16 protein-coding genes and 1 tRNA gene are annotated in these 17,187 nt (G+C 65.6%); 4 read left to right on the forward strand and 13 right to left on the reverse strand.

Going from position 1 to position 17,187, the window contains the following annotated elements:
• A partial coding sequence (locus tag AVJ23_RS23215; RefSeq protein WP_205626902.1) for a hypothetical protein occupies nt 1-197 on the reverse strand: 197 nt, incomplete at its 3' end.
• On the opposite strand from AVJ23_RS23215, the gene AVJ23_RS21410 reads away from it, so the two are divergent.
• On the forward strand, nt 166-1,614 hold the full coding sequence (locus AVJ23_RS21410; RefSeq protein WP_058864278.1) for a TrkH family potassium uptake protein: 1,449 nt from the start codon (nt 166-168) through the stop codon (nt 1,612-1,614). The genes AVJ23_RS23215 and AVJ23_RS21410 overlap by 32 nt on opposite strands.
• A 42-nt stretch (nt 1,615-1,656) precedes the next feature.
• Here the strand turns inward: AVJ23_RS21410 and AVJ23_RS21415 are convergent, their stop codons facing one another.
• Together AVJ23_RS21415 and AVJ23_RS21420 are read right to left on the reverse strand one after the other, a co-directional pair.
• Entirely contained in the window at nt 1,657-4,758 is a 3,102-nt protein-coding gene (locus AVJ23_RS21415; protein WP_058864279.1) for a valine--tRNA ligase, read from the reverse strand.
• 820 nt (nt 4,759-5,578) lie between these two features.
• Nucleotides 5,579-5,797 (reverse strand): DUF1127 domain-containing protein, encoded by a 219-nt coding sequence (locus tag AVJ23_RS21420; protein WP_058864280.1) that lies wholly within the window; start codon nt 5,795-5,797, stop codon nt 5,579-5,581.
• A gap of 222 nt (nt 5,798-6,019) precedes the next feature.
• Here AVJ23_RS21420 and AVJ23_RS21425 point away from each other — a divergent pair, with 222 nt between their 5' ends.
• Entirely contained in the window at nt 6,020-7,105 is a 1,086-nt protein-coding gene (locus AVJ23_RS21425; protein ID WP_058864281.1) for an Mrp/NBP35 family ATP-binding protein, read from the forward strand.
• A gap of 174 nt (nt 7,106-7,279) precedes the next feature.
• Here the strand turns inward: AVJ23_RS21425 and AVJ23_RS21430 are convergent, their stop codons facing one another.
• The 4 genes from AVJ23_RS21430 to AVJ23_RS21445 all read right to left on the reverse strand — a co-directional run bounded on the left by AVJ23_RS21430 (nt 7,280) and on the right by AVJ23_RS21445 (nt 11,278).
• Nucleotides 7,280-8,404 carry a DNA polymerase III subunit delta' gene (locus AVJ23_RS21430; protein ID WP_058864282.1) on the reverse strand — a complete coding sequence of 375 codons (1,125 nt, stop codon included), beginning with the start codon at nt 8,402-8,404 and terminating at the stop codon, nt 7,280-7,282.
• Nucleotides 8,401-9,021, reverse strand: coding sequence for a dTMP kinase (tmk, locus tag AVJ23_RS21435; RefSeq protein WP_058864283.1), 621 nt, complete (start codon nt 9,019-9,021; stop codon nt 8,401-8,403). Before tmk ends, AVJ23_RS21430 begins: the two co-directional genes overlap by 4 nt.
• Nucleotides 9,018-10,193: a D-alanyl-D-alanine carboxypeptidase family protein gene (locus AVJ23_RS21440; RefSeq protein WP_058864284.1), complete on the reverse strand. Its 1,176-nt coding sequence runs from the start codon at nt 10,191-10,193 to the stop codon at nt 9,018-9,020. Before AVJ23_RS21440 ends, tmk begins: the two co-directional genes overlap by 4 nt.
• Before the next feature lie 128 nt (nt 10,194-10,321).
• Entirely contained in the window at nt 10,322-11,278 is a 957-nt protein-coding gene (locus AVJ23_RS21445; RefSeq protein ID WP_058864285.1) for an SPOR domain-containing protein, read from the reverse strand.
• A 235-nt stretch (nt 11,279-11,513) separates the two neighbouring features.
• On the opposite strand from AVJ23_RS21445, the gene AVJ23_RS21450 reads away from it, so the two are divergent.
• Nucleotides 11,514-11,603: transfer RNA gene (locus AVJ23_RS21450), tRNA-Ser, on the forward strand.
• 388 nt (nt 11,604-11,991) lie between these two features.
• Nucleotides 11,992-12,828 (forward strand): protein NO VEIN domain-containing protein, encoded by an 837-nt coding sequence (locus AVJ23_RS21455; RefSeq protein ID WP_058864286.1) that lies wholly within the window; start codon nt 11,992-11,994, stop codon nt 12,826-12,828.
• Nucleotides 12,829-12,831: 3 nt separating this feature from the next.
• Here AVJ23_RS21455 and AVJ23_RS21460 read toward each other — a convergent pair whose 3' ends face one another.
• The 6 genes from AVJ23_RS21460 to AVJ23_RS22445 form a co-directional block, all read right to left on the reverse strand.
• On the reverse strand, nt 12,832-13,215 hold the full coding sequence (locus tag AVJ23_RS21460; protein ID WP_058864287.1) for a hypothetical protein: 384 nt from the start codon (nt 13,213-13,215) through the stop codon (nt 12,832-12,834).
• Nucleotides 13,215-13,517, reverse strand: coding sequence for a hypothetical protein (locus AVJ23_RS23605; protein ID WP_367576946.1), 303 nt, complete (start codon nt 13,515-13,517; stop codon nt 13,215-13,217). The genes AVJ23_RS21460 and AVJ23_RS23605 overlap by 1 nt, the downstream gene beginning before the upstream one ends.
• On the reverse strand, nt 13,436-14,539 hold the full coding sequence (locus AVJ23_RS21465) for a recombinase family protein (RefSeq protein WP_367576947.1): 1,104 nt from the start codon (nt 14,537-14,539) through the stop codon (nt 13,436-13,438). Before AVJ23_RS21465 ends, AVJ23_RS23605 begins: the two co-directional genes overlap by 82 nt.
• Nucleotides 14,536-15,033: a DUF2924 domain-containing protein gene (locus tag AVJ23_RS21470; protein ID WP_084794865.1), complete on the reverse strand. Its 498-nt coding sequence runs from the start codon at nt 15,031-15,033 to the stop codon at nt 14,536-14,538. The genes AVJ23_RS21465 and AVJ23_RS21470 overlap by 4 nt, the downstream gene beginning before the upstream one ends.
• Nucleotides 15,030-15,248 (reverse strand): hypothetical protein, encoded by a 219-nt coding sequence (locus AVJ23_RS21475; RefSeq protein WP_058864289.1) that lies wholly within the window; start codon nt 15,246-15,248, stop codon nt 15,030-15,032. The genes AVJ23_RS21470 and AVJ23_RS21475 overlap by 4 nt, the downstream gene beginning before the upstream one ends.
• Before the next feature lie 213 nt (nt 15,249-15,461).
• Nucleotides 15,462-17,187, reverse strand: a 1,726-nt coding sequence (locus tag AVJ23_RS22445) for a pentapeptide repeat-containing protein (RefSeq protein ID WP_205626901.1), incomplete at its 5' end; no start/stop codon positions are given.

Raw genomic sequence — 17,187 nt, forward strand, 5'->3', positions numbered from 1 at the left:
CCAAACCTAGTAAGAACCAAGAAAACACTCTCAATACGATAAAAAACAAACAAAACAAAAGGCCCCGCCAGAAAAACTGGCGGGGCCTTTTGACGTTCAAAACACAAAAACACCACCCCGAAAACCAAGCTTGACACCCGCTCGGCCCGGCGACAACCCTCCTGCATGATCGATATCAGACCCGTCGCATACGTCATCGGACTCCTCCTCGCATGCCTCGGGGGTACCATGATCATTCCGCTCATCGTCGATCTCGCAGAACAGCGCGGACAATGGCACGTCTTCCTCGAAAGCGCCGCAATCACAATCCTCGCAGGTACACTCATCGCAACAGCATGCGCCAACGCAGTGAAGAAGGGGCTGACGCTGCAGCAGACATTCCTGCTGACGACCATGGTCTGGGTCGCGCTGCCGCTCTTCGGGGCCATTCCGTTCATGCTGGCGGGCACCACCAGCTCCTTCACCGATGCCTATTTCGAGGCCATGTCGGGGCTGACGACGACGGGCTCCACGGTGCTCAGCGATCTCGAGACGCTGCCCAAGGGGATCCTGCTCTGGCGGGGCATCCTGCAATGGCTGGGCGGGATCGGGATCATTGTCGTGGCCATGGTCTTCCTGCCCGAACTGCGGGTCGGCGGCATGCAAATCTTCCGCTCCGAAGCCTTTGACACGATGGGCAAGATCCTGCCTCGGGCGACGCAGATCTCTTCCTCGATCTCGTCGATCTACGTCTTCCTGACGCTGGTCTGTGCGATCTGCTACATGCTGACGGGGATGGGGGCCTTCGATGCCACGGTCCATGCGATGACGACTGTCGCCACCGGGGGATTTGCCAATTACGACGCCTCCTTCGGGGCGTTCAGCGGGCCGGCAGAATATGTCGCCGCGGTCTTCATGATCCTCGCGGCGCTGCCCTTCGTGCGCTACGTCCAGATGGTGGGCGGGGCGCGCTGGGTGCTGTTCCGCGACAGCCAGGTGCTGGTCTTCGTGGTCATGGTCTCGGCGCTGACGCTGATCACCGCGCTCACCTTGATAAATGCCGTCCCCGCGCCGGCCGAGCAGGCCTTTCGCCAGGCGCTGTTCAACATCACCTCGATCATCTCGGGCACGGGTTATGCCAGCGCGAACTACATGCTCTGGGGCCCGTTCATGGTGGCGATGTTCTTCTTCGTCGGGCTGATCGGGGGCTGCGCGGGATCGACCGCCTGCTCGGTCAAGGTCTTCCGCTACCAGCTGCTCTTCGCTTCGATCGCGGTTCAGCTACGCCGCATCCGTGCGCCGCATGGCGTCTTCTCGGTGCGCTACCAGGGCAAGCCGGTGGGGCCGGACGTGATCGGCTCGGTCATGTCCTTCTTCGTCTTCTTCGTCGTGTCGCTGGGAGTGTTTGCCGTGGCGTTGAGCCTGACGGGCGAGGATTTCATCACCTCGCTCTCGGGAGCGGCGGCGGCGCTTGGCAATATCGGCCCAGGGCTGGGCGACAAGATCGGGCCGGCCGGCAATTTCGCGACGCTGGGTGATACGGCGAAATGGATCCTCATCTTCGCCATGGTGCTGGGCCGGCTGGAGCTGCTGGTGGTCTTCGCGCTCTTCACCCTGCGCTTCTGGCGCGCGTGAGGCGCGTCTCCCCGCGGCCTGGCACCGCGGGGAGGGGAGGGGTCAGCCGATCTCGGCCAGCCGGGCCAGCGCGTCGCGCAGCTTGGCCTCGTCCGCCTCGCGAGCCGCGAGATTGCCGCGGGTCTCCTCGACCACCTCTTCAGGCGCGCTTTCGACGAATTTGGGATTGTTCAGCCGCCCCTTGAGGCCGCCGATCTCCTTGGCGAGCTTGCCCAGCGTCTTCTCCAGCCGGGCGACCTCTGCGTCCACGTCGATGATCTCGGCCAGCGGCAGCGCGAAGGTCGCATCACCCACGGGGATGGTGATGCAGCCCTTGGGGAAGCTGCCCACCTCCTGGATGTCCTCGATCCGGGCAAGACGATTGATCAGCACAGCGTTCCGCTCCCATGCCGCACGCTCGTCGGCGCCCAGACCGGTGACCAGTGTCGGCACGTAGAGCCCGGCGGGCACATGCATCTGCGCCCGGGCCGAGCGCACGCCCTCGATCAGCGCGATCACCCAGGACATCTCGGCATCGGCCTTGGGATCGACGCAATCGGCAGCACCGTGGGTCGGCCAGTCGGCATGGACGAGCATCCCGTCCCGCTGGCCCAGCGTGCCCCACAGCTCTTCGGTGATGAAGGGCATGATCGGGTGCAGCAGGATCAGGCACTGGTCCAGCACCCAGGCCATGGTGGCGCGGGTCTCGGTCACCACGGCCGGGTCCTCGGAGGCGAAGAGCGGCTTGGAGAACTCCACGTACCAGTCGCAGACCTTGCCCCAGACAAAGGCGTAAAGCGCGTTGGCCGCGTCGTTGAACCGGTACTCGGCCAGCGCCGCATCCACCGTCTCGCGCACGCGGGCAGTCTCGCCCACGATCCAGCGGTTCACGGTCTGCTGCGCGGGCACGACCCACGCGGCATCGCGCGCCGTCTCGTGATGGGCAAAGACCTCGTTCATCTCGGCGAAGCGGCAGGCATTCCACAGCTTGGTGCCGAAATTGCGATAGCCGGCGATGCGGTCCACCGAGAGCTTCAGGACCCCGCCGATCGAGGCCATGGAGGCGTTGGTGAAACGCAGCGCATCGGCGCCATACTCGTCGACGATCTCCAGCGGGTCGATCACGTTGCCCGTGGTCTTGGACATCTTCTTGCCCTTCTCGTCGCGGACAAGCTGGTGCAGGTAGACCGTGTGGAAGGGTTTCTGGTCGACCACGGCATATTGCATCATGATCATCCGGGCGACCCAGAAGAACAGGATGTCGAACCCGGTGATGAGCACATCGGTCGGGAAATAGCGCCGCATCTCCTCGGTGTCGCCGGGCCAGCCCAGCGTGCCGATGGGCCAGAGCCCCGAGCTGAACCAGGTGTCCAGCACGTCGGGGTCGCGGAACATGGGCAGCTGCATGGGCGCGTCGAAGGTGCGGATCGTGCCCTCGTTGGCCACGTCCATGTGCTTGCGGGCCTCTTCCAGCACGCGGCCCGCCTCGGCCATGTCCTCCACGATGCGGAACTCGGTGCCCTCGGGATACATCAGCCGCGCCTTCTCCAGCGCCTCCTCCTCGGAGGCGGCGCAGACCGGGAACCAGTCCTCCTCGCCGGGCACGTACCAGACCGGGATCTGGTGCCCCCACCAAAGCTGGCGCGAGATGCACCACGGCTCGATGTTTTCCAGCCAGTGGTAATAAGTCTTCTCGCCGGCCTCGGGGATGATGGTGATCTCGCCATTGCGCACGGCGTCCAGCGCCGGGCCCACGACCTTCTCGGCATCGACGAACCACTGGTCGGTCAGCATCGGCTCGATCACCACCTTGGAGCGGTCGCCGAAGGGCTGCATGATGGGCTTGGCTTCGACCAGCGGCACAAGGCTCTCTTCCTCGGTGCGCGCCTCGCCGCCTTCTTCCGGCGCCACGGGTTTCTGCGCCGATTTGCCCAGCCGGGGGTCGCTGGCCACGGTCATCACGGCCAGCCCTTCTGCGGTGATCTCCTCGACCACGCGCTTGCGCGCCTCGAACCGGTCCAGCCCGCGCAGATGATCGGGGACGAGGTTCAGCAGGTCAGCCTCGGCCTCGCTCAGCTCGCGCTTGCCCTGCGCCACCTGCTGCGCGGTGGCGGCGGCCTCGGCATAGGGCGCGCCGTCCTCGCGCATGTAGCCGGCCATGTCCATCAGCCGGTACATGGGAATGCCGCCGCGCTTGGCCACCTGGTAGTCGTTGAAATCGTGCGCGCCGGTGATCTTGACCGCGCCCGAGCCGAACGCGGGATCGGGGTACTCGTCGGTGATGATCGGGATCAGGCGACGATGCTCCTTGGGCCCGACCGGGATCTCGCAGAGCTGGCCGACGATGGGCGCATAGCGCTCATCCGACGGGTGCACCGCGACGGCGCCGTCGCCCAGCATGGTCTCGGGGCGCGTTGTGGCGATCGAGATGTAGTCGCGCGTCTCGCGGAAAATCACCGCGCCGCTTTCATCTTTCTCCAAATACTCATATGTCGCTCCGTTCGCCAAAGGGTACTTGAAATGCCACATATGGCCCGGCGTCTCGATATTCTCGACCTCGAGATCCGAGATCGCGGTCTCGAAATGCGGGTCCCAGTTGACCAGCCGCTTGCCGCGGTAGATCAGGCCCTTGTCGTACATGTCGACGAAGACGCGGATCACCGCGTCGTGGAAATCGGGCGAATTCTCGTGCCCGGTGCGCGGATCGCCTGGCGCGCCGGCCATGGTGAAGGCGTTGCGGTCCCAGTCGCAGGAGCAGCCCAGCCGCTGCAGCTGGTTGACGATCGTGCCGCCATACTTGCCCTTCCATTCCCAGACCTTCTCCAGGAACTTCTCGCGGCCCAGCTCGCGCCGGCCCTTCTCGCCCTGCGCGGCCAGCATCTTCTCGACCTGCAGCTGCGTGGCGATGCCCGCATGGTCCTGTCCGGGCTGCCAGAGCGTGTCAAAGCCGCGCATCCGGTGCCAGCGCACCAGGATGTCCTGCAGCGTGTTGTTGAACGCATGGCCCACATGCAGCGCGCCGGTCACGTTGGGCGGCGGGATCATGACGCAGAAACTGTCATCGCGGCGCTTGTTGGCACCGGCGCGGAAGGCGCCCTTGGCGATCCAGTCCGCGGTCAGGCGGGGTTCGGCCTCTTTGGCGTCAAAGGTCTTTTCCAGCGGCATCGGGCGATCCTCTTCGGTCTTTGTGTCCCTGTACCGAAACGCTTTGCCAAGGGGAAGGGCGGGACGCCGCACGGCGACCTGATCCGCGGCGTGACGAGGCGGCGTGACCGGGGCGGGGGGGACAAAAAATGCCCGCGACACGCCGGGCGCATCGCGGGCAGGTCTCGGACGCCCCAGGGAGGAGGAGAGGGGCTCCGGAAACTGGTGCGGCGACGCCAGGGAGGAGGAGAGGCGCCGCCGCTGTCATGTCGGTCCCAGGGAGGAGGAGCGGGACCCAACATTCTGGTGGAGCACATGGGCTCCGGGAAACTGGTGCGGCGACGCCAGGGAGGAGGAGAGGCGCCGCCGCTGTCATGTCGGTCCCAGGGAGGAGGAGCGGGACCCAACATTCTGGTGGAGCACTCGGGCTCCGGAAACTGGTGCGGCGACGCCAGGGAGGAGGAGAGGCGCCGCCGCTGTCATGTCGGTCCCAGGGAGGAGGAGAGGGACCCAACATTCTGGTGGAGCACATCGGCTCCGGGAAACTTGTGCGGCGACGCCAGGGAGGAGGAGAGGCGCCGCCGCTTTCATGTCGGTCCCAGGGAGGAGGAGCGGGACCCAACATTCTGGTGGAGCACTCGGGCTCCGGAAACTTGTGCGGCGACGCCAGGGAGGAGGAGAGGCGCCGCCGCTGTCATGTCGGCCCCAGGGAGGAGGAGAGGGACCGGGCATGGTCGGGGCCGGAAGGCCCCCTGTCTTTGGGCAATCGCATCAGGGAGGAGGAGAGATGCAATCACCCGTCACGAAAAGGGCTGGGAGGAGGAGTGCCCTTTCCGAACTCTCAGGCCTCGAAGGCGGCCTGGTATGCGACGCGGCGGATCTCGCTCCGGCTCAGGCCCAGATCGGCCAGTTCCCGGTTGCTGAGCGACTGCAGCTCGCGATATGTCTGGTTGTACACCTTGCGGCGCGCCGAGCGGGCGCGCAGGTCCGCGACGATGTTGTTGATGCGGGCGGCCAGACCGCTTTGGGCCGGAGCGGATGCATTGGATGCATATGCCATTGTCTCGTGCCTCTTCGCTACGTTTCCGTGGTTGCGCTAAACATGGGGCAAATGCTGCAGGTGCACAATGGCCCGACCGGCAATGCTGCTATGCAGAGAACGCATGGGAAAAGGTTAGAATTTCTGTGCACTTACGCTAGGAAAACCGGCAGGAATAGCGCTTGCGGTTGAGTTGACCCGAGGGCATTGCTGCAAAAACCGGCATATGAACGGAGGACGGGCATGAGCGATCTCACAAGCGCGGTGAAGGCGGTACTGGAACGGCTGGAACTGCCCGATGGCGGAAACCTGATTTCAAGGGACATGATTCGAGCGCTGCGCGTCGAGGGCGGCGCGGTGCGCTTCGTGATCGAGGCGCCGGATGCCGAGATGGCCAAGCGGATGGAGCCGCTGCGCCAGGCCGCCGAGCGCGGCGTCGCCACCGTGGAGGGCGTGCGCGACGTGCAGGTGGCGCTGACCGCGCACGGGCCGACCAAGGCGCAAGGCGCGCCCTCGGGGGCCGCGCCCAGCCTGAAGGTGGGCGGGCATCCCAAGCCGCAGGAGGGGCCGATGAAGCCCGCCGGCGTGCGCACCATCCTCGCCGTGGGCTCGGGTAAGGGGGGCGTGGGCAAATCGACCGTCTCCTCGAACCTGGCCGTGGCGCTGGCACGGGCCGGCAAGAAAGTGGGGCTGCTGGATGCCGATATCCACGGCCCCTCGCAGCCGCGCATGTTCGGGCTGACCAAGAAGCCGGCCAGCCCCGACGGCAAGATCATCGAGCCGCTGCACGCGCATGGCGTGACGGTCATGTCGATCGGGTCCATGATGGAGGCCGACAAGGCGGTGGTCTGGCGCGGACCGATGTTGATGGGCGCGCTGCAGCAGATGCTGATGCAGGTGAACTGGGGCAATTTGGACGTGCTGATCGTGGATCTGCCGCCGGGCACGGGCGATGTGCAGCTGACGCTCTGCCAGCGCTCGGAGGTGGCGGGCGCGATCGTGGTCTCGACCCCGCAGGACGTGGCCCTGCTGGACGCGCGCAAGGCGCTGGATGCGTTCAACACGCTCAAGACGCCGGTCCTGGGGCTGATCGAGAACATGGCCGTCTTCACCTGCCCGCATTGCGGCAAGGACAGCCATATCTTCGGCGCGGGTGGCGTGGCGGCCGAGGCCGAGAAGCTGGGCCTGCCGCTGCTGGCGCAGCTGCCCATCGATCTCGACACGCGGCTGGGCGGCGATGGCGGCGCGCCTGTGGCGCTGGGAGACGGGCCCATGTCCGAGGCCTATGGTCGGCTGGCCGCTCGGCTGATCGAGGGCGGGGTGGTCTGAGCCGGCCTGCCCGTTTCGGACGTTTCGGGCGGTCCTTTCGTCATTTTGCCGGTCTGCGCGGGCGGGGCCCGGGGAGGGGCTCCGCCCCGTCGCCTGCGGCGACCCCCCGGAGTATTTTCGGAAAGATGAAAGGGCCGCGCGCAGTGCCCGGGTTTTGGCCGTGTCGGGGCGGTGTCAGGCGCCGGTTTGCAGGTGCAGGAAGAGATCGGTCACCATCGCGGCGGGGTCGACATTGACGGCGCGGGCGTGGCGGGCGCGATCGCCGGCGGTTTGCGCCAGCGTGGCCCAGCGGCGTCCGGCCTGCGGGTCGGGCGAGAGACGGGCGAGCAGCTCGGCCTCCCCCGGGGCGGCCTCGAAGGCGGGCGGGGCGCCGGTGACGCCGGCCCGCGCCAACCGCGCGGTCAGCAGGTCGGTCAGGCCAAGCAGCAGGTCGCGCCGCGCCTCCTTGCCGCGCCCGGCACAGCTGTCCGAGAGCGCCAGCAGGCGCGGCCTGTCGAGCGCGGGCAGGGTGGCCATGAGCGACAGGATCTCGCGGTAGAGCGCGATCCCGTCCTGGTGCAACAGGCGCAGCGCGGCCCCGACAGAGCCGTCGGCCAGCGCGGCCAGCGCCTGCAGGTCGCGGTCCTCGGGTTCGGTGCCCGCCTCGGCCAGCGCGCGCGACATGTCATCGGGCCCGAGCGGGGCGAGGCGCAGCGCGCGGCAGCGCGAGCGGATCGTCGGCAGCAGCCGGGCGGGCTGGTGGCTGATCAGCAGCAGCGTGGTGCGGGCGGGGGGCTCTTCCAGCAGCTTCAGGATGGCATTGGCGGCGTTGGGGTTCAGCTCGTCGGCGGAATCGACGATCACCACGCGGCGCCCGCCATCGGCGGAGGAGAGCGCGAAGAAGTTCTTGAGCTTGCGCACCTCGGCGACGCGGATCTGGTCGGCCAGCCGGTCGCCCTTGTCGGTGGGGCCGCGGCGCAGCAGGAAGAGGCCGGGCTCGGAGAGCGCCTGCACGCGGCGCGCCACCGGGTGATCCGGCGCGATTTCAAGCGTCTCGGGCGGTGGCGGGGCGCCGAACAGCCCGTCATTCTCCTGCGGGTCGGGCGTGGCCAGCAGGAAGCGCGCGATGCGCCAGGCCAGGGTCGCCTTGCCCACGCCGCGCGGCCCGGTCAGCAGCCAGCCATGATGCAGCCGGCCCGAGGCGAAGGCGGTCAGGAACTCGGCCTCGGCCGGCTCTTGGCCGAAAAGCTGCAGCGTCTCGCGCGGGTGCGGCGCGCCCTCGACGATATCGGGCTGGGGCAGGGTGTCGGCAGCGCTCATGGCAGGCGGGGCTCCACCCGGGCCAGAACCTCGGCGGCGACCTCCCCGGCCGGGCGGTTGCCGTCGATCACGGCGATGCGGTCGGGGCATTCCTGCGCGAGAGCGAGGAAGCCTTCGCGCATCTGCTGCTGCAGGGGCAGGCCGAAATCCTCGAACCGTTCCTCGGCCGTGGCGCGGGCCTTGGCGCGGCCCAGCGCGGCCTCGGGATCCATGTCGATGAGCAGGGTGAGGTCGGGCTCGATCCCGATCATCAGCCGGTGCAGCGCGTCCACCGTGTCGCGCAGCCCGCCGCGGCCCTGGTACATGCGGGTGCTGTCGGCGAAGCGGTCGCAGATCACCACGCGGCCGGCGGCCAGCGCGGGGCGGATCGTGCGTTCCAGGTGATCGCGCCGCGCCGCGGTGAAGAGCAGCAGCTCGGTCTCGGCCGACCAGCGCGCCGGGTCGCCCTGCAGCACCAGCGCGCGGATCTCCTCGGCCCCGGGCGAGCCACCGGGTTCGCGCGTGAGCACGACATCGTGGCCGGCGGCGCGCAGGTTCTGCGCCAGGCGCTGCGCCTGGGTGGACTTGCCCGAGCCGTCGATCCCCTCGAAGCTGAGAAAGCGCCCGCGGGCTGTCACATCGCTTCCCCGGAGCCGTCGCGCAGCCGCTTGAGCAGCACGCCCGAGACGGTCAGCATGCGGTGCATGAAGCCGCCCGCATCGACCTTGTGCGCCGCCACCAGCGGCACGCGCGTCTCGGGCAGGCCCTCGGGCTGGATGATCAGCTCGGCCAGCTGCTGGCCCTCGGAGACCGGCGCCTCGATCGGGCCGGTATAGACCACCTCGGCCTTGAGACCCTCGGGCGTCATGGTGGGCAGCAGCAGGGTCACGTCGCGTGTCGCCACCAGGTCGACCCGGTCGGCGGCGCCCATCCAGACCTCGGCCTGGGTGACGGTGTCGCCCTCGGTGACGATGGTCTGCTCGGCGAACTGGCGGAAGGCCCAGTTGACGATGGCCTCGGATTCCTCGGCGCGCACGCGCTCGGTCTCGAGCCCGGTGACCGAGAAGACCACCCGCCGGTCGCCATTGGTGGCCGAGCCCACGAGCCCGTAGCCGGCCTCCTGCGTGTGGCCGGTCTTGAGCCCGTCCGCCCCGATGCCGAGGCCCAAGAGCGGGTTGCGGTTGTTCACGTTCGACGGCGCGCGGCCGTCGAAGGCAAAGCGGCGCTCGGCGAACATCGGGTAGAACTCGGGGAAATCCTCGATGATCTTGGTGGCCAGCAGCGTCAGGTCGCGCATGGACATCACGTGCCCGTCGGCCGGCCAGCCCGAGGCATTCTTGAAGACCGAGTTGGTCATGCCCAGCTGCTGGGCGCGCTGGGTCATCAGCCGGGCAAAGCCGGCCTCGGTTCCGTCGGGCGACAGCGCCTCGGCCAGAACGACGCAAGCATCGTTGCCCGAAAGCACGATGATGCCGCGCAGCAGGTCCTCGACCGTGACGCGGTCCTGGGTGTTGAGGAACATGGTCGAGCCGCCGAAGGACATGGCATGGGCCGAGACGGGCAGCCGTTCCTCCATGCGCAGCCGGCCGTCGCGGATCGCCTCGAAGGTGATGTAGAGCGTCATCAGCTTGGACATCGAGGCCGGGGGCAGGGCGGTGTCGGCATTCTTGGCCAGAAGCACGGTGCCGGTGGTCTGGTCCAGCACGAAGGCGGCCTCGGCGCGGGTGTCGAAAGCCGACAGGGGTGCGGTCGAGGCGACAAGGGCGAGGATCGCCGCGCCGGCGGCGAGGCTGCGGGGCAGGATGGTCATGGGATCGGGCTCCGGTCCGTGGACGAGTCGGGCATGGGCCACGTTATGGCCGATGGGGCGGGGCCTGTCACGCGACCGGGGCGGCGCGATGCGCGGGGCCCTGCCGAGCCCCGCCGGCCGGGCGCGGATCAGTCGGTGACGGCGTAGGCGTCGGTGAAGCCTGTGCCCTTGATGGTCTTGAGCAGGGTCGAGAGCTCGTCCTTGGTGCGGGCGGGGCCGACCACCACGCGCCAGAATTTCTTGCCCTGCGAGGTATGCGTCTTGACCGTGGGCACCATGCCCGCCTGCCGCATCGCCGTGGCGGTGTTCTCGGCATTGGACTGCACGCTGAAGATGCCGATCTGGATGAAAGGTTTTTCCAGCGCGGGCGTGCGCGGCGCGGGCGCGGTGGCCGCAGCCGGCTGCGGCTTGGCCGGGGCGCTGGCGCGCGGGGTGGCGGGCGCGAGCGCGGCGGTCTCGAGCGCGCGGGCGGCGCCGGCGGCCACCGGATCGGGCGTCTCGGCACTGGTCTCGGCGACCGGCTCCAGCGTGCCCTCGCTCACCTCGGCCGCGGCGGGCACGGCCTGATCGGCCAGCGCGCCGTCCTCGGAGGTGACGGCGGCGGGCTCGGGCGCGACCTCCTCGCGGCGCAGCGCGACCACGTCGAGATTGGTGGGCTGGCCCGCCAGCACCCCCAGCGCGGCCGCGGCATCCGAGGAAACCTGCAGGCGCGGGCCCGGCGATTGGCGTTCGCGCCGGAAGAGCGCGCCGACCACGAACTTGCCGTTCTGCTCGTTGCGGATGATGGCACGCTCGGGATCCTCGACATCCGGATGCGCGACCCAGACACCGCCCAGCGAGGGCCGGCCGTCCCAGAGCCCGGCTTCGGTCGCCTGGAAGATCTCGGGCGCCTCGATGTCGCGCTCGGTCACCGTGCCCAGCCCGTCGCTGGAGGCGCGCGAGACGACCTCGGAGCCGCCGCCCTCCTTGGATTTCAGGAAGCCCGGCATCTGCCCGTCGGCGCAGGCCGCGAGGGACAGAAGCGCCATCCCGGCGACGGAGTTGCGCAGCAGGACGCTGCGATTGTTGTTCGGATCACCGCTCATCTCGTGCCTCTTGCCATGTGCTGCGCGGTTTATCCGCGCTGTCCCCGCGTTCCGGCCGGCGGGCCGATCTGCGGGTTTCGTATGTCATGCTGCCTCGCCCGGGTCTCGCAAGCCCGGTTGATCGCAGATTAACCGCTTGCCGGGCACATGAAAAGCCTGCTGTTCCCGCATGGGCAGTTTTTCCCGGCCCGTGGCTTTCAGAATCGCGTCTGCCGGTCTATCCCCGGATCGGCCCGGAGGTTTGGCAGAGTGGTCGAATGCGGCGGTCTTGAAAACCGTTGAGGGTGCAAGCCCTCCGTGGGTTCGAATCCCACAACCTCCGCCACCATCACCCTTTCGAACTCGTTCAGGCCGCGCGTACGAGGCGAAGTTTCTTCTGTTTTCAAAGGGGTTTGCCGGATGGGTGCGAACCGCTGAGACGGCGGCGCACAGCGATTTCCATCTCTGAATGGCCTCTCGTCTCTGGTCGGGCGAACTGCGCCGATTTCGGTTCGGTCGAAAATTTCCTCGCCTTTCCAATGGCCTGACTCGCAGCCCCGCCAAAACTGCGCGCCCTGTTTCCATCGCTATCGAGCGGAACGGAGATCGAACATGTAGGAGGCGCAGCGGATGGGGGTCTTGGCAGAACGGCGCGTAGCGGTGGCGGAGCAATCGGCGACGGGCTCAGTGAAGCCATTGATGACAAACGCACATCGCGACTCTAGCCTGGCGGCATGGCGAGTGGCCCCTGGACCGATAAAGAGAACGACCTGATCGTCGCGGATTACTTCGCGATGTTGGCCGACGACATCGCCGGGCGCCGATACAGCAAGGCCGCGCATCGCCGGGCGCTCCTGCCGCTTCTGAACGAACGGTCCGAGGGATCGATCGAGTTCAAGCACCAGAACATCAGCGCGGTTCTCAAGGGACTCGGCGAGGACTGGATCCCCGGCTACAAGCCCGCCTTCAATTTCCAGATGACGCTGGTCGACGCGGTGGTGCGGTGGCTGGACCTGCATCCGGACTGGCTGGGTCGCTTGCCAGGAACGCGCCCTACGACCGGCATGCGCGAGGCGGCGCAGATCTGGATCGGTCCTCCGCCCACGCTCTCCAACCAGCCTCCGCCGCAGGAGCTGGAGCAGATGCTGCACATCGCCCGCAAGTTCGACGTGGCGGGCCGGGACGAGCGCAATCGCGCCCTCGGCCGCGCTGGCGAAGAACGCGTCCTGGCGCATGAGCACGCCACGTTGAAGGCTGCGGGGCGCGATGATCTGGCGCGCAAGGTCCGCTGGGTCTCGGAGGAGGAGGGCGATGGGGCGGGCCACGACATTGCCAGCTATGCGCCGGACGGCCGGCCACGGCTGATCGAGGTGAAAACGACGAACGGCTGGGAGCGGACGCCCTTCCACATCACGCGGAACGAGCTGGCCGTCTCCGACGAGCGGCGCGCGGAGTGGTGCCTCTTCCGGATGTGGAATTTCTCGCGCGAGCCGAGGGCGTTCGAGCTTTACCCGCCGCTCGATGCGCATGTCTCGCTGACGCCGACGTCGTTTCAGGCCAGCTTCCACTGACCGTCAGTCGAACACCCGCGCCGCCTGCTCGTTCCACGGCAGAGAGGCCACGAAGCACAGGTCGTAGAGGCTGATCGCGCAGGGCTCGCGGCGCACGACCAGCCGCTCGAGGACGTCCGGAGACAGCCATGCGAGGCGCAACAGGCGGCTGACATAGCGGTCGGAGATGCCTTCCTCGGCTGCGAGATCGGCGATCGTGCTGACCTCACCGCGCTCCATGCGCTTCCGCCATGCCCATGCCCGGCCGATGGCGCGCAGCACGCGGGGGTCCTGTCCCGGCGGCGGGTGCGACGTCTCGATGTCACGAGGCGGCAGGATGCGCGGCCGCCCACCGCGTTTGCGGACCGTGAGCGGGATGTGGACGCGGATGGTGTCGTTCGCGGCCATCAGGCGGCGTCCTCCTGCGCCGGCGTCATCAGACTCGCCAGCGCGCCGAGCCCATCGTGGCGCAGGTCGATGTCGATCCCGTCCTCGCCCACAGTCACGCGCGCCACGAGCAGCTGAACGACGCGGGCCTGCTCGGCCGGGATCAGCGCCTTCCACAGATCGTCGAACTGCGTGAGCGCCGCGGTCACGGTGCCCTCGTTGAGGTCGGGCCGCTCCTTCTTCAGGGCGCGGGCGGTACGCGCGATGATCTCCGGCGTGCGCAGCAGCCGCCGGATCTCACCGATGACCGCTTCCTCGACCATGGCCGCGGGAGCCGCTGGGGCCCGCGAAGCTCGGCGGTGGGCCGCTTCTGGATCACGTCCATCGAGACATAGTAGCAATACCGCTTGTTGCCCTTCTTCGTGTGGTGCGGGGTCATCGCGGCGCCGGTCTTCGTGAAGATCAAGCCGCGCAGCAGCGCCGGCTCGGTGCTTCGGGTGCGCCCGGCGCGCTGGTTCCGGTTTCCAGACAGCACGGCATGTGCCGCGTCCCACAACTCCGCATCGACGATGGGCTCGTGCATGACGGGATAGGTCTCGCCCTTGTGGGTGATCTCGCCGCGGTAGAGGCAGTTGTGTAGCAGCTTGTAGAGCGCCCCGCGATCGATGGGCCTGCCGCGCTTGGAGCGGATGCCGCGGGCGTTCAGCTCCCGGATCACGGCCGCTGTGGAATCCGACCGCGCGAAGAGCTCGAACAAGGTGCGGACCTGCGCGGCCTCGGCCTCGTTCACGATCAGCTTGCGGTCGACCACGTCGTAGCCGAGCGGCACGTAGCCGCCCATCCACATGCCCTTCTTCTTGGAGGCGGCGACCTTGTCGCGGATCCGCTCACCGATCACCTCGCGCTCGAACTGGGCGAAGCTAAGCAGGATGTTCAGCGTCAGGCGGCCCATGGACGTGGTCGTGTTGAAGGATTGCGTGACCGAGACGAAGGTGACGCCATAGCGGTCGAAGATCTCGACCAGTTTCGAGAAGTCCATCAGTGCGCGGCTGAGACGGTCGATCTTGTAGACCACGACCACGTCTATCAGCCCGTCCTCGACATCGGCGATCAGCTGCTTGAGCGCGGGGCGGTCCAGCGTGCCTCCGGAGACCCCGCCGTCGTCGTAGCGTTCGCGTAGACACGCCCAGCCCTCCGCGCGCTGGCTGGCGATGTAGGCCTCGCAGGCCTCGCGCTGCGCGTCGAGGCTGTTGAACTCCATGTCTAGCCCTTCCTCGCTCGACTTGCGCGTGTAGATGGCGCAGCGCAGCCTGCGCGCCGGTTCGGTCTGGGTCTTTCTGGTCATCGGGCGCCCCCGGTCTGGTCGAGGCCAAAGAAGCGCCAACCATTCCAGTGCGCACCGGTGATCGCGCGCACGGCGGCCGAGAGCGACTTGAAGCGCCGGCCCTGCCATTCGAAGCCGTCCGCCAGAACGGTGACCATGTGCTCTTCGCCGCCCCACTCGCGGACCAGCTTCGTGCCGGGGGCGGGTTTGCGCGGGTCCGCCACCATACCACCCAGCTTGCCGCTCATGACCTCGTCGGCCAGCGCATCAAGCGTCCGGCGCGTCTCCCGGCGTAGCCCGCCATGGGCCAGTTCCTGGATCCGGTAGCCGAGCCGAAGCTCGAGGTTGCCGCGGCTGGCGTTCGGCGCACGCTCCCCGAAGATGGCCTGCCACTTCTCCTGCAACTCAGGCACCGTCATCGCTTTCAGTGCCGCCAGTTCGGCCAGGACGTCGATCCCCGCCGCTTGCGGCCCGAGCGCGGCTCTTGCACCTGATTTCCTTGCGTTTTTCCTCATGCGTCATCTCCAACTCGGTTGCGAACCTGTCTCCGACGACGGCGTCTCAGGGCGAGGATGTCCAGCGAACTGTCTCCGTCGAGCGAAGATTTCTGGTTCGTTTCCGGTGGGATGGTGCGCGCGATGGCGCCGGCGAGGATGGCGGCCAGTTCCGCCAGCCGCTCATCGGTGCTGAGCGTGTCGGCGGGCGGTGCGAAGGTGATGTCGTTGGGCATGGGGAGCGAACCTCCTGAGGCGGTTTGCTCCGTGTTGGCAACCCAACAGCTAGGTTTTCAAGTTGAATCATCGATCAGACGTACATGCGCGAAAGCCAACGAAACCAAGCGTGTCTGCTCCCTGCGACAATTGGCGAACTCGAAGTGTTCCGAAGAACCGCAACACAAAAGACGGTACGCACTCACCGGAATCAGTAAAGAACGATCATTCGGTCAATGGAGTCGATGCCAAAAAAACGGAATTCTCGTTTCGTCATTGTGCTGACAAGAATCAAACTGAGTTCGGGTGATGCCATTTGCAAAACTAAAGTCGGCACTCTGGATCAGTGAGTCGGAGAATTTCGCGCCAGAGATATTTGAGCCATTCCAGCACGTCCCCTGAAGGTTAGCTTTCTCAAACGAACAACCAGAAAGCACGCAATCAATAAAATGAGCTCCCCGCAGGTCACATCCTTCAAAAGAACAGCTGAAAAAATTAAGGCCGACTAGCCTACACTGTGCAAGGGATTGCTGCGAGAAATCAAAGAACTTTAGCCTAGACGATAAAAAGCTCGGGGTTTCAGGAACGAGTGAGGTAAATCTGTGTCTCCATTTCCATCCATTGGTGTCTGCGCTCGACAAAACAATCTCAAGTAAATCCTTGGCGTCAACTTCGGAATTCCACTTGGTCGGAAATAAGGTCTGCTCCCCAGGTCCAAGTGCGTTGAGTAGCGATAGAGCCACCTGGACCAAAAGCTGGATCCGACTTGAACCTGTTGATGCTTGATCGAAGTTCAATGGCAACTTAAAGCTTATAGCATCTTGAATGCTTGCTATTGCGTAGGCTCTCAATTGACACTTCTCCTTGACTGATGCATGCCTTGCTGCATCTTCGATAAAGCCAGCAATTTCTTCGTTAATGCCCTTAAATCCACCAGGCGAAGTCGAGATTCCGTAATCTTCATCGAGGAGAGATGCTCCCCTTTCCGCCGAAATCAGAAACTGACGCTCCAACCTTCGTGAAATCAAAAACTCGCAAAAACTCTTATGACTAAATTCAAGGCCAATGTTTTTGTATTCGCCTTGTTCATCAAACTTCAAATAGAATGCGAGTGGCGCGCGGACAATTCTTTTGTCGCTCGCAATTGCATCAACTCCCGCTGAGAGGTCGCTGTCTCCAAATGCCAGCTCCTTCACAGCCTGTAGACTCGTAGACCTTCCTCCGTCAGCCCAGGCGGCGCAAGCAATCAGTTCAAGCACGCGCAGGACATCATCATCATGAGGGAAGTAAACACCGGACCTGCCGACTCTTCTATACCAATTGGAAATAACCCGATTAAGAATTGTTGTATAGGTCTTGTATCTATCTAGTGAAGCTATGCCCTCTTCTTCATATAGCCTTATGCTTGCAACAATGTATAAGAGCAAAGGCTCACTTGATATTTCGGACAAGCCACGTCCATAGATCGGTGTGGGAAGTTGATCGCCTACTGATGGATTCAGTGCAGCCCAATTCTTCCACCAATCTTGGCGCTGATCTCTCCATATAAATGTTCGATCACCTAGCATTCCTCGCTGCTTCACGACGTAAGGGAGCAACTCCAAGGATTGATGGGGTGCCAAGCCAAGTTGGGTTTCAGCACGGTTCGCGGTTAGGTTGCGCCCTACAACAAGACCTAACGTGCCAACGGAACGCGCGTTCATTTGATCGAGCCAACTCTGAAGACTCTCAACCAATTGCAGGCTTGCCTGAAGGGCTGCTTCTCCACCGCCAGAAAGCTCATCCAATCCATCTAGTACCAAGACAAGCTTCTGTTCCTGACTGAAGACAGAAAGATCAGGGGGGCCTAATGGAAAGAGTTGGTCTGCCCCCAGAAAAGTGGTCCTTCCTGAGGTAGGCTTTCGAGCCAGATGGAGGACGAACGAATGGGACAGAAGAGACACAAGCCGGAGGAGATCG

Source organism: Pseudoponticoccus marisrubri (assembly GCF_001482405.1).
GTDB lineage: Bacteria > Pseudomonadota > Alphaproteobacteria > Rhodobacterales > Rhodobacteraceae > Pseudoponticoccus > Pseudoponticoccus marisrubri.

Bases quoted from the DNA above. Each gene is read 5' to 3' on its own strand.
- AVJ23_RS21430 (WP_058864282.1), bottom strand. From the start codon at position 8,404: ATGAGCGCTGCCGACACCCTGCCCCAGCCCGATATCGTCGAGGGCGCG.
- AVJ23_RS21425 (WP_058864281.1), top strand. From the start codon at position 6,020: ATGAGCGATCTCACAAGCGCGGTGAAGGCGGTACTGGAACGGCTGGAA.
- AVJ23_RS21420 (WP_058864280.1), bottom strand. From the start codon at position 5,797: ATGGCATATGCATCCAATGCATCCGCTCCGGCCCAAAGCGGTCTGGCC.
- AVJ23_RS21455 (WP_058864286.1), top strand. From the start codon at position 11,992: ATGGCGAGTGGCCCCTGGACCGATAAAGAGAACGACCTGATCGTCGCG.
- AVJ23_RS21460 (WP_058864287.1), bottom strand. From the start codon at position 13,215: ATGGCCGCGAACGACACCATCCGCGTCCACATCCCGCTCACGGTCCGC.
- AVJ23_RS21465 (WP_367576947.1), bottom strand. From the start codon at position 14,539: ATGACCAGAAAGACCCAGACCGAACCGGCGCGCAGGCTGCGCTGCGCC.
- AVJ23_RS21410 (WP_058864278.1), top strand. From the start codon at position 166: ATGATCGATATCAGACCCGTCGCATACGTCATCGGACTCCTCCTCGCA.
- AVJ23_RS21445 (WP_058864285.1), bottom strand. From the start codon at position 11,278: ATGAGCGGTGATCCGAACAACAATCGCAGCGTCCTGCTGCGCAACTCC.
- AVJ23_RS21415 (WP_058864279.1), bottom strand. From the start codon at position 4,758: ATGCCGCTGGAAAAGACCTTTGACGCCAAAGAGGCCGAACCCCGCCTG.
- AVJ23_RS21440 (WP_058864284.1), bottom strand. From the start codon at position 10,193: ATGACCATCCTGCCCCGCAGCCTCGCCGCCGGCGCGGCGATCCTCGCC.
- AVJ23_RS23605 (WP_367576946.1), bottom strand. From the start codon at position 13,517: ATGGTCGAGGAAGCGGTCATCGGTGAGATCCGGCGGCTGCTGCGCACG.
- AVJ23_RS21475 (WP_058864289.1), bottom strand. From the start codon at position 15,248: ATGCCCAACGACATCACCTTCGCACCGCCCGCCGACACGCTCAGCACC.
- AVJ23_RS21470 (WP_084794865.1), bottom strand. From the start codon at position 15,033: ATGAGGAAAAACGCAAGGAAATCAGGTGCAAGAGCCGCGCTCGGGCCG.